Source organism: Microbacterium sp. CH1, assembly GCF_001595495.1.
Classification (GTDB): Bacteria; Actinomycetota; Actinomycetes; order Actinomycetales; family Microbacteriaceae; genus Microbacterium.
On the sequence record NZ_LOSO01000024.1, the window covers coordinates 99458 to 112298 of the forward strand.

At 70.5% G+C, this 12841-nt stretch carries 14 protein-coding genes; 12 read left to right on the forward strand and 2 right to left on the reverse strand.

The features are described from left to right. The first annotated feature begins 150 nt into the window (after positions 1–150). The 5 genes from AUV07_RS15785 (at position 151) to AUV07_RS15805 (ending at position 2934) form a co-directional block, all read left to right on the forward strand. Complete coding sequence (locus tag AUV07_RS15785; protein WP_146008202.1) at positions 151–636, forward strand: hypothetical protein; 486 nt, start codon at positions 151–153, stop codon at positions 634–636. 8 nt (positions 637–644) lie between these two features. Beyond that, positions 645–968 carry a hypothetical protein gene (locus AUV07_RS15790; RefSeq protein ID WP_062637605.1) on the forward strand — a complete coding sequence of 108 codons (324 nt, stop codon included), beginning with the start codon at positions 645–647 and terminating at the stop codon, positions 966–968. Further along, positions 965–1768 (forward strand): hypothetical protein, encoded by an 804-nt coding sequence (locus AUV07_RS15795; RefSeq protein WP_062637606.1) that lies wholly within the window; start codon positions 965–967, stop codon positions 1766–1768. The genes AUV07_RS15790 and AUV07_RS15795 overlap by 4 nt, the downstream gene beginning before the upstream one ends. Before the next feature lie 31 nt (positions 1769–1799). Continuing rightward, positions 1800–2456, forward strand: coding sequence for a hypothetical protein (locus tag AUV07_RS15800; RefSeq protein ID WP_062637608.1), 657 nt, complete (start codon positions 1800–1802; stop codon positions 2454–2456). Positions 2457–2538: 82 nt separating this feature from the next. Continuing rightward, positions 2539–2934 (forward strand): pyridoxamine 5'-phosphate oxidase family protein, encoded by a 396-nt coding sequence (locus AUV07_RS15805; RefSeq protein WP_062637610.1) that lies wholly within the window; start codon positions 2539–2541, stop codon positions 2932–2934. A 22-nt stretch (positions 2935–2956) separates the two neighbouring features. Here the strand turns inward: AUV07_RS15805 and AUV07_RS15810 are convergent, their stop codons facing one another. After that, entirely contained in the window at positions 2957–3664 is a 708-nt protein-coding gene (locus AUV07_RS15810; protein WP_062637612.1) for a ZIP family metal transporter, read from the reverse strand. A gap of 78 nt (positions 3665–3742) precedes the next feature. On the opposite strand from AUV07_RS15810, the gene AUV07_RS15815 reads away from it, so the two are divergent. Genes AUV07_RS15815 through argG form a run of 3 tightly spaced genes read left to right on the forward strand, consistent with a single transcriptional unit; the run spans position 3743 to position 5864 of the window. After that, a complete protein-coding gene (locus AUV07_RS15815; protein ID WP_231868294.1) occupies positions 3743–3976 on the forward strand; it encodes an AbrB/MazE/SpoVT family DNA-binding domain-containing protein in 234 nt (77 codons plus the stop codon). Next, complete coding sequence (locus tag AUV07_RS15820; protein WP_062637614.1) at positions 3939–4376, forward strand: PIN domain-containing protein; 438 nt, start codon at positions 3939–3941, stop codon at positions 4374–4376. Before AUV07_RS15815 ends, AUV07_RS15820 begins: the two co-directional genes overlap by 38 nt. A 42-nt stretch (positions 4377–4418) precedes the next feature. Continuing rightward, positions 4419–5864, forward strand: a complete 1446-nt coding sequence (argG, locus tag AUV07_RS15825; protein ID WP_025105204.1) for an argininosuccinate synthase — start codon at positions 4419–4421, stop codon at positions 5862–5864. A 44-nt stretch (positions 5865–5908) separates the two neighbouring features. On the opposite strand, the gene AUV07_RS15830 is transcribed toward argG, so the two are convergent. Next, positions 5909–6616, reverse strand: coding sequence for a GntR family transcriptional regulator (locus tag AUV07_RS15830; protein ID WP_062637616.1), 708 nt, complete (start codon positions 6614–6616; stop codon positions 5909–5911). 203 nt (positions 6617–6819) lie between these two features. Here AUV07_RS15830 and AUV07_RS15835 point away from each other — a divergent pair, with 203 nt between their 5' ends. From AUV07_RS15835 to AUV07_RS15850, 4 genes are all read left to right on the forward strand, one after another. After that, positions 6820–7446: a TetR/AcrR family transcriptional regulator gene (locus AUV07_RS15835; RefSeq protein ID WP_062637618.1), complete on the forward strand. Its 627-nt coding sequence runs from the start codon at positions 6820–6822 to the stop codon at positions 7444–7446. Beyond that, complete coding sequence (locus AUV07_RS15840; RefSeq protein ID WP_082803008.1) at positions 7443–8204, forward strand: hypothetical protein; 762 nt, start codon at positions 7443–7445, stop codon at positions 8202–8204. The genes AUV07_RS15835 and AUV07_RS15840 overlap by 4 nt, the downstream gene beginning before the upstream one ends. Further along, positions 8201–10036 carry a YhgE/Pip family protein gene (locus tag AUV07_RS15845; protein WP_062637620.1) on the forward strand — a complete coding sequence of 612 codons (1836 nt, stop codon included), beginning with the start codon at positions 8201–8203 and terminating at the stop codon, positions 10034–10036. Before AUV07_RS15840 ends, AUV07_RS15845 begins: the two co-directional genes overlap by 4 nt. Before the next feature lie 132 nt (positions 10037–10168). Further along, positions 10169–12811, forward strand: coding sequence for a penicillin acylase family protein (locus tag AUV07_RS15850; RefSeq protein ID WP_157524118.1), 2643 nt, complete (start codon positions 10169–10171; stop codon positions 12809–12811). The last annotated feature ends 30 nt before the right edge of the window (positions 12812–12841 follow it).

A 12841-nucleotide genomic window follows, 5' to 3' on the forward strand; every position in this document is an offset into this window, starting at 1 on the left:
TACACTGGGGCGCATGAGTCCCGTGAAGTCATACGACCCGGGGCGCATACGGGGGGCGGCAGCGGCGGTCGAAGGAGCGAACCGCAGCATCGCCGAAGCCCTGGATGCACGGTGGGCATGATGGGCGAGCAGGCGACCCTTCTCGAGAGGATGCAGCTCCTGCAGGAGCAGGGGGTGGCTCTGCAGGAGCAGCTGCGCGCCAGCCGAAGGGAGGTCGAGCGCGAGATCTCCGCGTACGTGGGTACGGAGGCCGTGCAGGTCACGGTCTCGCTGACAGAGACCGGCTTCCCGGCAGAACTGGAGATCCACGGCCCCGCGAAGGACCGCTCCGCCGCCGAATACACGGCCGCCGTCAATACCGCCTTCCTGGTGACACAGGCGACCGGTGCGGCTCTGCCGATCGAAGCCTCCAGGGCGATCATCGCCGCCGTCACCTCCGGGGAGGAGCCACCCTCCCTCACGATCTCGGACGACTTCGGCCAGCTCGCGGTCACCGCGTCCTTCGGGAGCGTGCGCAGCGTGCACCTCGAGGACCAATGGGTGCGCTCGTGCTCCGACCGCGTGCTCGCAGAGGAGATCCTCCGTGTCGCCCAGCAGGCGGCCAAGGCGTCCGACACGTTCCACCGATTCGAGTAGGAGAAGCCATGTCCGAGTACGACGAGGAAGCTCTTCGCACCGACGCGAACGAGTCGTGGCAGCAGTGGAGCCTCACGCTCCGAGGATGGGGCGAGACGATCGACGCCCTTGATCTGAACCGCCAGGCGTTCTCCATCGCCCCCGGATCCGCGGAGCTGTTCACCGCCTTCACCGGCGCGCTGACCGCCGTCCGGACCTATCTGCGCGACGGCGAGGAAGTCTTCGAGGGCATCGCACGCGCGTTGCTCGACTCCTCCATCGAGTACATGGAGATGGAAGGCTACGCGCAGGACGAGATCGCTCGCGTCGAACAGGAGATGGCATCGCTGTGAGCAGCTATGTGGACGCCCTCCGGCGGCAGATCATCAGCCAGCTCGACGAGGCGGAGCGGAGCGTGCGCGACACCATCCGCATCGCACCGGGGTTGATCCGGAGTGCCGTCGAAGCCAGCATGAACGCGCGCCTGGGAACCGTCGCGATTCCGATCCCCGGGCCGGTGATCGACTGGATGGTACGGCGGATCACCGATGCCGCGCTGGCGGCACTGGACGACTGCCTCGCGCGTATCGCCGTCCTCCGTGAGGCGGCCGGATACCTCGGAAGCCCCGATGAGCTGCGTGCGGTCGCCTCCGAGATCGACGGCATCGGCGACGCCGCTGTGCAGCTCGACATCAACAAGGACAAGCTCGACGGCTACATGACGTGGGACGACGGAGAGCCCACGAAGCGGTACGGAATCGCGATCGAGAACCAGATCGTCGATCTTGCCCGCGTCGAGCCCGCCGCAAGCGCGCTCAAGGACGTGCTCCGGACGCACGCGGACGATATCGAGAACTACTATCTCGAGTTGGCTGCTTTCGTCGGCGGGGCCGTGATCGCCATCATGGGCGTCGTGTCCGCCATCCTCAGCCTCGCGGCGGCAGTGCTGACGTCCCCTTCAGGCGTCGGCGCGGTCCTCGGCATCATCGCCGCCGCGCTCTCGCTGGTCACGGCAATGTTCGGCGCCGTCGCCTCGACCATCGGCGCGGTCCAGCTCTTCGTGAGTGCGACGCAGAACACGTCCAACAAGCTCGATTCGCTTCAGCTTGACCTCATCGAGTGGAGGAAGCCGTCCTTTGCGCAGATCGAGTAGACGCTCCGCCCTGGCGGCCACGGGTTTCATCGTGCTGTCGACCATCGTCCTGACGGCCTGTACGGGAGGCAGCCAGCGGCCCGATCCATCGACCATCGTGAGCGAATACCTCACCGCGATCTCCCAGGGCGACGCGACCACGGCGACCGCCCTCGACGAGGCCGCCGTTGCCGCTCAGCATGACGGCACGACGGCCGAAGAGACCGGGGACTTCGAGACGCTCCGCTCCGACGCGGTCCTGCAAGCGGCGGACGGCCGCATCACGGACGTGTCGGTGGAGCAGGAGGCACCCGCGGTGAGCGGTGATGATGACGCGCGCCGCGTGTTCTTCCGCTACGAGCTCGCCGGCCAACCGCACGAGTCGTCGCTGGACGTCCGCTGGGACGACGAGTCGTCGGAGTGGGTGCTCACGCAGTCCCTGACCCTCTCGCTGTTCATCGACGCGGTGCAGAGCAAGGTCTCCTTCGAGCCGGCACCGTTCCGCATCGGAGGCATCGATGATCCTCTGTCCTCCGACGCGGCTACCGCACCGTCGCTGTACCTCGTCTACCCGGGCGAGTACACGATCACGGCGGCCTTCGCCCCGAACCTGTTGACTCCCGGGACGAGCAGCACCCGAAGCGTCGTCGCCGACATCCCCGGTGACGTCCAGGTGCAGTTCGACGTCGTGGCGCTCCCCTCGCGCTGAGTCGTCGTGATTCCGGACGGGCGCCCTCGATGATCCGACGCGCCGTGGCTACACTGGCGGCACAGGGGGAGGAAGTGTCCGCATGATCCACGAACTCGACGAACAGCAGTCCTACGAGTTGCTGGCGACCACCACGGTGGGCCGCATCGGCTACCTGGACGACGGCAGGGTGAAGATCCATCCAGTGAACTTCGCTGTCTCGGGTCATGAGCTGCTCCTGCGGACATCTCCGGACGGTCGTCTGGCCGCGCTGTCGGACGCATCGGCCGAAGTGTCGTTCGAGGTGGACTATCACGACCCGCTGGGCGGGATGGGGTGGAGCGTTCTGATGCACGGCACACTGTCGCGGGTTCCGGAGGACCGGGCCGCAGGCGCCGCGGCGCGGGTGAACCCCTGGGCCGGAGACGACCGCGACCTTCCGCTGTCATTCCGCATCCAGAGCATCACCGGGCGCAGCGTGCGCCGCGGCAGCGCCTGACGCGCGGCGTCACGGCTGCGGCTCAGGACGCGAAGGCGAGACCGGCGGCGAGCGCGAATCCGAGGACGGTCGCCAGCCCCGTGGACTCCTTCGCCTTCGACTGCGCCTCCGGGACCATCGAGTCCACCAGCATGACGAGCAGGGCGCCCGCGGCGAAACCGCTCGCCCCCGAACGGAAGACCTCGCCGGTCACGCTGGCCAGCGCGAAGCCGGCGACGGTGGCGAGCGCGCACACCACGGCGACGCCGGCCCACAGCAGCAGCACTCTGGACCGCCGCATGCCGCCGTCGAGCAGGTCGGCGGCGGAGCCGATGGACTCCGGAAGGTTCGAGACGAGGATGGCGACGACGAGCGCGATGCTCACCGGCTCCCCCGAGGCGAGACCGATGCCGAGGACGAGCTGCTCCGGGATCCCGTCGAGGAGGGCGCCCACCGCGAGCTGGCCTCCCCCGGCCTCGCCCTTCTTCCTCGCGGCCCTGGCGTCGAGGATGCGGGCGGCGATGTAGTAGCTGAGGGCTCCGAGGGCGACGCCGGTGACGAGCGGGATCGGGCCACCCCGGTCGAGCCCCTCCTCCCACAGCTCGAAGGCGATGGAGGCCATCAGCGCTCCGGCGCCGAAACCCAGCACGATGCCCAGCCACCGCGGCGGCCAGGTGCGCAGCATCGCGAGCACCGCGCCGACGAACAGCGGAGCCGCCGCGACGGCTCCCCACAGAATCGCTCCACCCATGTCCGACCTCCGTGCGTCCACTCTCTCACTTCACGCAGCCGACACCCGTGCCACCCATCCGAATGGTATTCTCCCGGCATGAAGGCAACCATGGACAAGGCAGGACGAATCGTCATCCCCGCCGCACTCCGCGAGCGTGTCGGATTGGTTCCCGGGCCGGTGGACCTCGTCCTCGACGGCAACGGCATCCGGATCGAGATCGAGGCCCCCGACAACCTCGTCGAGAAGGACGGCCGCCTGGTCGTCCGCTCTTCCGGCACCACCCTCACAGCTGATGACGTTCGCGAGCTCCGCCTTGCCGACCAGCGCTGACTTCGTGCTCGACACGAGTGCGGCGGTCGCTCTTCTCGTGGAAGACCACACGGCGCACGGCGCGGTGCAGACCTTCTGCGCCGGCGCGACCCTCGGCCTCGCCGGACACGCCTCGGCAGAGACGTACTCCGTCCTGACCCGCCTGCCGCCCCCCGATCGGCTGACCCCGTCGGCCGCCGCGCTCGCCATCCGCACCGCCTTTCCCCGTTCGGTGTCACTCTCGGAGCACACCGCTCGCACCGCCGTCGATGTTCTCGCCGATGCGGGGATCTCCGGCGGGGCGGTCTATGACGGCCTCGTGGGCCTCGCCGCACGGGATGCCGGCGCCCCGCTCGTCACGTGCGATCGCCGCGCGCTGGGCACCTATGCGGCGCTGGGCGTCATGACGCGGCTCGTCTGAGGCGAGACGGGGCGACACGCCGCCGCCGATAGACTGGGAGCCATGTCCAAGGTCCTCCAGTCCCTGCCCGTCGGCGAGCGCGTCGGCATCGCCTTCTCCGGAGGACTCGACACCTCCGTCGCCGTCGCCTGGATGCGCGACAAGGGCGCCGTCCCCTTCACCTACACGGGTGACCTCGGACAGTACGACGAGGACGACATCGCCTCGATCCCCGGGCGCGCGCTGGAGTACGGCGCCGAGGCCTCGCGCCTGATCGACTGCAAGACGGCGCTCGTCGAGGAGGGCTTCGTCGCGCTCTCCTGCGGCGCCTTCCACATCCGCTCCGGCGGGAAGACCTACTTCAACACCACGCCGCTCGGCCGCGCGGTCACCGGCACCCTGCTCGTGCGCGCGATGCGCGAGGACGGCGTCGACATCTGGGGCGACGGCTCGACCTACAAGGGCAACGACATCGAGCGGTTCTACCGCTACGGCCTGCTCGCCAACCCCCGCCTGCGCATCTACAAGCCCTGGCTCGACGCGGACTTCGTCACGGAGCTCGGCGGTCGCCAGGAGATGAGCGAATGGCTCGTCGCGCACGGCTTCCCGTACCGCGACTCGGCCGAGAAGGCGTACTCGACGGACGCGAACATCTGGGGCGCGACCCACGAGGCGAAGACGCTCGAGCACCTCGACGTGTCGCTGGAGACCGTCGACCCGATCATGGGCGTGAAGTTCTGGGACCCGTCCGTCGCCATCGAGACCGAGGACGTCTCGGTGACGTTCGAGGGCGGCCGTCCCGTCGCGATCAACGGCGTCGAGTTCAGCGACCCGGTGGCCCTGGTGCAGGAGGCGAACGCGATCGGCGGGCGCCACGGCCTCGGCATGAGCGACCAGATCGAGAACCGCATCATCGAGGCGAAGTCACGCGGCATCTACGAGGCTCCGGCCATGGCGCTGCTCTTCATCGCGTACGAGCGCCTCGTCAACGGCATCCTCAACGAGGACACCCTCGCCACGTACCACGAGCAGGGTCGCCGCCTCGGCCGCCTCATGTACGAGGGCCGCTGGCTCGAGCCGCAGTCGCTCATGCTCCGCGAGTCCATCCAGCGCTGGGTCGGCTCGACGATCTCGGGCACCGTGACGATCCGCCTGCGCCGCGGCGACGACTGGACGATCCTCGACACCGTCTCCCCGAACCTGTCGTACGGGCCGGAGAAGCTGTCGATGGAGCGCGTCGGCGACGCCGCGTTCGGCCCCGTGGACCGGATCGGTCAGCTCACGATGCGCAACCTCGACATCGCCGACTCCCGCGCCCGCCTGGAGCAGTACGCGGGCCTCGGCCTCGTCGGCGGCGCGACGGGCGAGCTCGTCGGACGCGTGACCGCCGGCGAGTCGGCGGAGATCACCGAGTCGGTGCACGGCTCGATCTCGGAGGCGGACGAGAACCTCGCGGACGCGGTCGACACCGCCTCCGAGCGCGCGGCCTTCGACTCCGGCACCGACTGAGCGCACGGGGCGCTGCGGGTCACCGGGCGCCCCTCGGGCCGCGATCAGGACGCGGCGGCGAGCGGACGCGTCGGCGCCACCGCGCGGTCGACGATCCCCGGCAGCACGTCATCGAACAGCGTCATGAGAGCGGCGCGCATCGCCGCGGCGTCGCGACCGGGGAGCACGACGGCGATCCCTGCGACCGCGGCGCGCACATCCGACCAGTCGAAGACACTTCCCGCGCGACGGGCGACGCACGCGAGAAGCGTGCCCAGATTCCGGACCAGCTCGGCACGCTCCGCGTTGCCCTCGATCCGGGCGAAGGCGACGGCGAGAGCACGCAGGCCCCCGCCGAACGCGGCTCCGTCCCGCCACCGGACCGCCAGGGCCACATCGTCGACGAGCTCGTCCAGGTAGGCGAGGTCGTCGGCGTGGAGCACCGTCATCGTGCGCCGGACGGAGCCGATCCAGACGTCGCCGAACAGGGCCACCACATCACGCGCCCGGTCGCCGTCGAGCGCGGTCACCCACCGCGTACCGTCGCGGCGCACCGCGACGAGCCCGACCGTGGCGAGGCGGTCGAGGGCGCGGAGCACCTCTGCCGCCCGGGCGTCGAGTGCGACAGCGAGGTCGCGCTCGTCCAGCCGTGTCCCCGGCGCGAGCGCCCCCGAGACGATCGCGTCCGTTAGCCTGCCCTGCAGACCGCGGTGCCGATCCCCTGCCACCGATGTCGCACTCCCCGCGCGCACATCGTCCTTCTTCTCGATCATGGCGTCCCCCCGCCGTTCCCTGGACCGATCCCGCCGGAGTGCCGGTCCGGACCGGTCTCTCCGCTGAGAAATGCGCCGAAGCGCGACGCGTAACATAACACAGCTCACCCCGGAGGAACCTCCGCGTCCTGGCGCAGGACCGGAACGCTGCGAGGTTGCTGAGTTATCTTGCACAGAGCTGTGCACGTTATTACCATGAAGGGATGACCACTCGCGCCCTTCGTCGCGACGCTGCGGAAAACCGCGCCGGCATCCTGTCCGCGGCTCGCAGCGCCCTTGCCACCGACCCGCACGCCTCCCTCGACGCGATCGCCCGCACCGCCGGCCTGTCCCGCCGCACCCTCTACGGGCACTTCGAGGACCGGGACGCCCTGATCCGCGAACTCGTCTCCACGGGCGCTCAGCGTTTCAACGCCATCGCCGCCTCGATCCACGACCCCGACGCCCGCCTCGCTCTCGCCCGACTGGCCGCCCGGCTCTGGGAGGAGGCGGGGCACATCCAGGTCGCCGCCGCGCTCGCCCTCGACGAGGCGCACGTCGGGCACACCGCGGCAGCCCTCGCGCCGTTGCGCCGGAGCGTCGCCGCCCTCGTACGACGGGGACAGGAGGACGGCAGCTTCCGCACGGACCTCGCCGCCCCGACGCTCGCCCGACTGATCGAGGAGATGGCGCGCACGGTCGTCTCCCGCACCGACGCGCAGAGCCGCGGCGCGGGAGACGTCGCCGTCCGGGCCGTGCTCAGCATCGCCGGGCTCTCCTGGCGCGAGGCCGACGAGCTGCTCTCCACTCACCAGGACATCACCGCCGAGGACCAGGAGGTCGGTGCATGAGGATCACGTTGCACGAGGTCAGCAAGGGTCGCGCCGGCCAGGCGCTTCCGTCCATGAGTCTCGAGTTCCACTCCGGCGCCGTCCGCTACGCCCTCGCGGAGACCGAGCAGCGGCCGACTGTGCTCGGCCTCATCGCGAGCGGGCGGATGCGTCCGGACACGGGCCGCGTCACCATCGATGCGGCGGCGAGTCCGAAGGAGCTGCGCCGCCGGGTTGCCCTCGTGGACGCCCCCGACGTGAGCGACCCGCACCCGGACATCACCCTCGCCGGGGTGGTGGGCGAGGAGCTGATGTTCGCCGGACGCGGCGCGACTCCGCTCCACGCCCGCCGCTGGCTCGGCCGGGTGGGGTACCAGGAGCTCGCCTCCGTCCCCATCGGCTCGGTCGATCCGGCCGCGCGCGTGCGCATCCTGTGCGAGCTCGCGGTGCTCCGCGAGGGCGTCGAGGGCATCGTCCTCGTCGCGCCGGACCGTCACGGCGGCAGCCCGGACGGATGGTGGCGCATCGCGGCAGAGTTCGCGGACCGCGGATACGCGATGCTCGTGATCGTCGGCGGTTCCGCCGCCGTCGCCCTCGAGCGGATGCACGAGTTCGACGCGATCAATGCGTCCGGACCGATCGAGCCCCTGGTGCTCGAACGTCCGGAACCCACGGCGGACACGCCGGAGGAGAGCGGGGCGGCGGACGGATCCGCGACCGACGATGACGCCCCAGACCAGGGCGAACCCACGACCGACGAGGAAGGAGAAGCGCGATGAAGGTTCCCGCCATGATCGCCGCCGAGCTCCGCCGCCTGACCGCGAGCCGGATGGGCATCCTGGCCCTCGTGGCCCTCATCTGCGTGCCGATCCTCTACGGCGGCCTCTATCTCTGGGCGAACCAGGACCCGTATGCCAAGTTCTCCGAGGTCCCCGTGGCCCTCGTGGTCGACGACGAGGGCGCTCCCGCCCCCACGACCGGTACCGAACCGGCGACCGACGAGACCGTCAACTACGGCGAGGACGTGGCGGAGAACCTCATCGAGGGCAACGCCTTCGACTGGCAGCGCATGACCGAGGAGGAGGCCGCCGACGCCCTGCGCCATGGCGTGGTCGACTTCACTGTGACGATCCCGGCCGACTTCTCCGCCGCCCTCACCTCCGCGGCGGGCGACGACCCGCACCAGGCCCGGATCGAGCTGGAGACGAACGACGCGAACAACTACCTCGCCTCGTCGATGGGATCGCAGGCCGTCGAGAAGATCCGCAGCTCCGTCGCCGAGATGGTCGGCAGCGAGGCCGCGGAGAGACTGCTGACCGGCCTCAGCGACGTGCGCGACAACCTGATCTCCGCGACCGACGGCGCCACACAGCTCGCCGACGGCGCGAGCACCGCGGCCTCCGGCAGCACGTCCCTCGCCGACGGCACAGCGCAGCTCGCCGAGGGCTCCGCGCAGCTCGCCTCCGGGGCGCAGACCCTCGCCGACGGCGCCCAGCAGGTGAGTGCAGGCAACCGCCAGCTCGCCGACGTCGCCGACCGGGCCGGGGCCGCAGTGCAGGAGGCGACGAATGCCCTGCCGCAGGTGCGCGCGGACATCACCGACGTCCTCACCGAGCAGGGACTCGCGCCCGAGGAGATCGACGCGGTGCTCGCGCGCCTGGATCCTCTCGGCACCCGGATCGAGGAGGGCAACGCCCAGGTGCAGGACGCGGTCGGCAAGGTCGACCAGCTCGCCGCCGGTTCCGCCTCCCTGGCCGCGGGGGCGCGCGATCTCGCCGGCGGTGCCGGCACCCTCGCGACGGGCGCGGCCGCGGCGAACGCGGGCGCGGCCCAGCTCCGCGACGGTCTGCAGACGCTGTCCTCCGGGACCGCGGAGCTGCGGGACGGCCTCGCCGACGGCGTGCAGGCCATCCCCGCCTCCACCCCCGACCTGCGCTCACTGCAGGCCGACACGATCGCCGATCCGGTGAAGGTCTCCAGCGACAAGGTCGCCTCCGCCGAGGACTACGGCGCGGGCCTCGCCCCGTTCTTCGCCGCCCTCTCCGCATGGATCGGCATCTATGCGCTGTTCCTCATCGTGAAGCCGATCTCCCGCCGCGCCGTCACGGCGCTGCACTCCCCGATCCGGATCACGCTCGCAGGCTGGCTGACGCCGGCGATGCTCGGCGCGGTGCAGATGCTCGGGCTGATGGGCATCCTGGCGCTCACGCTCGGCTTCACGTTCGATCATCCGCTGGGCACCCTCGGGGTGATGATGTTCGCCTCGGCCACGTTCGCCGCGATCATCCTCGCCCTCAACGTCTGGCTCGGCTCCGTGGGGCAGTTCCTCGGGCTCGTCCTCATGGTGCTCCAGCTCGTCACGGCCGGCGGGACGTTCCCGTGGCAGACCCTGCCCGCTCCCCTGGCGGCGCTGCACCATGTGCTGCCGCTCGGCTACGTCGTCGATGCCATGCGCCAGCTCATGTACGGCGGCGACTACGCCCGGGCCGGCTGGGATCTGGCGGTGCTGGGCGCCTGGCTGGCGGGGGCCCTGCTGCTGGCGATGATCGGGGTGACCCGCATGACGCATCGCCGCACGCTACGCGATCTGCAGCCCAGCCTCATCGGCTGAGCCTCCCGCTCGCCGCGGGCCGTCCCGCGGCGAGCGCGGGAGGGCTATGATGCGAGAGCGCGTACCCGTGAAACGCGTACTGGGGCTCGGTGGGACTGAGTCCCACCTGGCTACCCGAAAGAGTTCTCGACGATGATGACCGATTCGCCGGCGTCCGCCGTTCCCCCGCGCCCCTCCCTGGGTGCCCGCATCGGACGCATCGCGTTCCTCGTGGTCGCCGCTGTCGTGATCGTGGCCGTCGCCGCCGCGTTCTTCGTGACGTGGACGATCCAGCGCTCCTTCCCGCAGACCTCGGGCACCACGACGCTCGACGGCCTGAAGGCGGAGGTCACGGTGCAGCGCGACGCCAGCGGGGTGCCCACGATCACCGCCGACTCCTCGGACGACCTCTTCTTCGCCGAGGGCTTCGTGCACGCGCAGGACCGGTTCTTCGAGATGGACTTCCGCCGCCACGTCACCTCCGGGCGGGTCGCCGAGCTGTTCGGCGCCTCCCAGGCCGGCACCGACGCGTTCCTGCGCACCCTGGGCTGGCGCACCACCGCCGAGGCCGAGGTCGAGGCGATGGACGACGTCACCCGCGGCTACTACGAGGCCTACGCGGACGGCGTCAACGCCTATCTGTCCTCGCGTTCGGGCGCGGAGCTGTCGCTCGAGTACGCGGTCCTCGGACTGCAGAACCCCGACTACGAGCCGGAGCCGTGGGAGCCGGCGGACTCGGTGGCGTGGCTGAAGGCGATGGCCTGGGATCTCCGCACCAACGTCGAGGACGAGACCGAACGCGCACTGCTCGCGGGGCAGCTCGCCGACGACCCGGACGCCGACGTGGAGGCCCTGCTCGGCACGCTCTACCCGGACTACCCCTTCGACCGGAACCCGGTGATCGTGCCCACCATCTCCACCGTCCCGCCGCTGGAGCCCGGCGCCGAGCCTGCGGCCTTCCCCACGCCTCAGGGAGACGGCGAGGCGCAGCAGGCGCTCACCACGGTGGAGTGGGAGGAGACGTCCTCCATCATCGAGGCGGCGAGCATGCTCGTCGGCGACGTCGGCGAGGGCATCGGCTCCAACTCCTGGGTCGTCTCCGGCGACCTCACCGAGTCCGGGATGCCGCTGCTCGCCAACGACCCACACCTCGGCGCCTCGCTCCCGTCGGTCTGGTACCAGGTGCAGCTCAAGTGCTCGACGGTGGACGAGGACTGCCCGTTCGACGTGGGCGGCTTCTCCTTCTCCGGACTGCCCGGCATCGTCATCGGCCACAACCAGCGCGTGGCGTGGGGCTTCACCAACCTCACCACCGATGTCACCGACCTGTACGTCGAGCGCATCGAGGGCGACTCCTACTGGCGCGACGGCGAGCTCGTGCCGCTGGAGGAGAGCACGGAGACCATCGAGGTCGCCGGCGGGGACGACATCGAGCTCACCATCCGGTCCACCGTGCACGGACCGATCATCTCCGGCCTCACGGACGACTTCACCGCGATCGCGGACGATCCGACGCCCGGGCTCACGGCGGAGGGCACCGTGCCCGATGCCCCCGGGTCCGACGATGCCGAGTACGCCGTGAGCCTGCGGTGGACGGCGCTCGATCCCGGCACCACCGCGACGGCGATCTTCGCGCTGTCGACCGCCCAGGACTTCGAGGACTTCCGCCGCGCGGCCTCCCTGTTCGACGTGCCGGCGCAGAACCTCATCTACGCCGACGTCGACGGCAACATCGGCTACCAGACCCCCGGCCGCCTGCCGATCCGCGGGGCCGGCGACGGCTGGATGCCGCAGCCCGGATGGGACAGCAGCTACGACTGGACCGGGTACATCCCGTTCGAGGAGCTGCCGGTGTCCTACAACCCCCGCTCCGGGTACATCGTCACGGCCAACAATGCCATCGTCACCGACGACTACGAGCACTTCCTCTCGCGGGACTGGGACCAGGGCTACCGCGCCGCCCGCATCGCGCACCTCATCGAGCGCCGGGCCGCCGCCGGACCACTGACGGCCGACGACATGCGCGAGATCCAGATGGACGGCGAGATGTGGATCGGCACGCAGCTCGTGGCCGCGATGGACGACGTCGAGGTCGAGGGAGCGGGGCCCCAGCGGGCGGTCGAGCTGCTGCGCGGGTGGGACGCGCAGAACAGCGCGTCGTCCGCCGGGGCCGCATACGCGAACGTGCTGTGGTCGAACCTCGTGCAGAACATCTTCGCCGAGGGCGAGCAGCCCCTGCCGATCGACGGCCAGGGTCGCCTGTTCACCGTCGTCGGTGCGATGCTCGAGGACCCCGATGACCCGCTGTGGAGCAACCCCGACCTCGATGTCGAGAGCAGGGACGAGATGCTCGCGCTGTCGGCCGAGGAGGCGTACGACGAGCTGTCGGGGATCCAGGGCACGGACGTGGCGCGCTGGAACTGGGGCGACCTGCACGCCCTCACCCTCACCAGCGACACGTTCGGCTCCTCCGGCATCGCCCCGATCGAGGCCCTCTTCAACCGTGGGCCCTATCCGGTGGGTGGTGGGGCCTCCGTGGTCGATGCGACGGGGTGGCAGCTCGGCGTCTCGTACGCCACCACCACCGTCCCCTCCATGCGCATGGTCGTCGACCTCGCCGATTTCGACGACTCGACCTGGATCCACCTCACCGGAGCCTCCGGTCACGCCTTCCACGCGCACTACGTCGATCAGACGAAGGACTGGTCGACGGGGGTCCAGCGTCACTGGGCGTTCACGCCGAAGGCCGTGAAGGCGGCCGCGGTCGACACCCTGACGCTCACCCCTGCCGGCTGAGAAAGGGGCTGAGGTTGCTCGGCTAGCGTG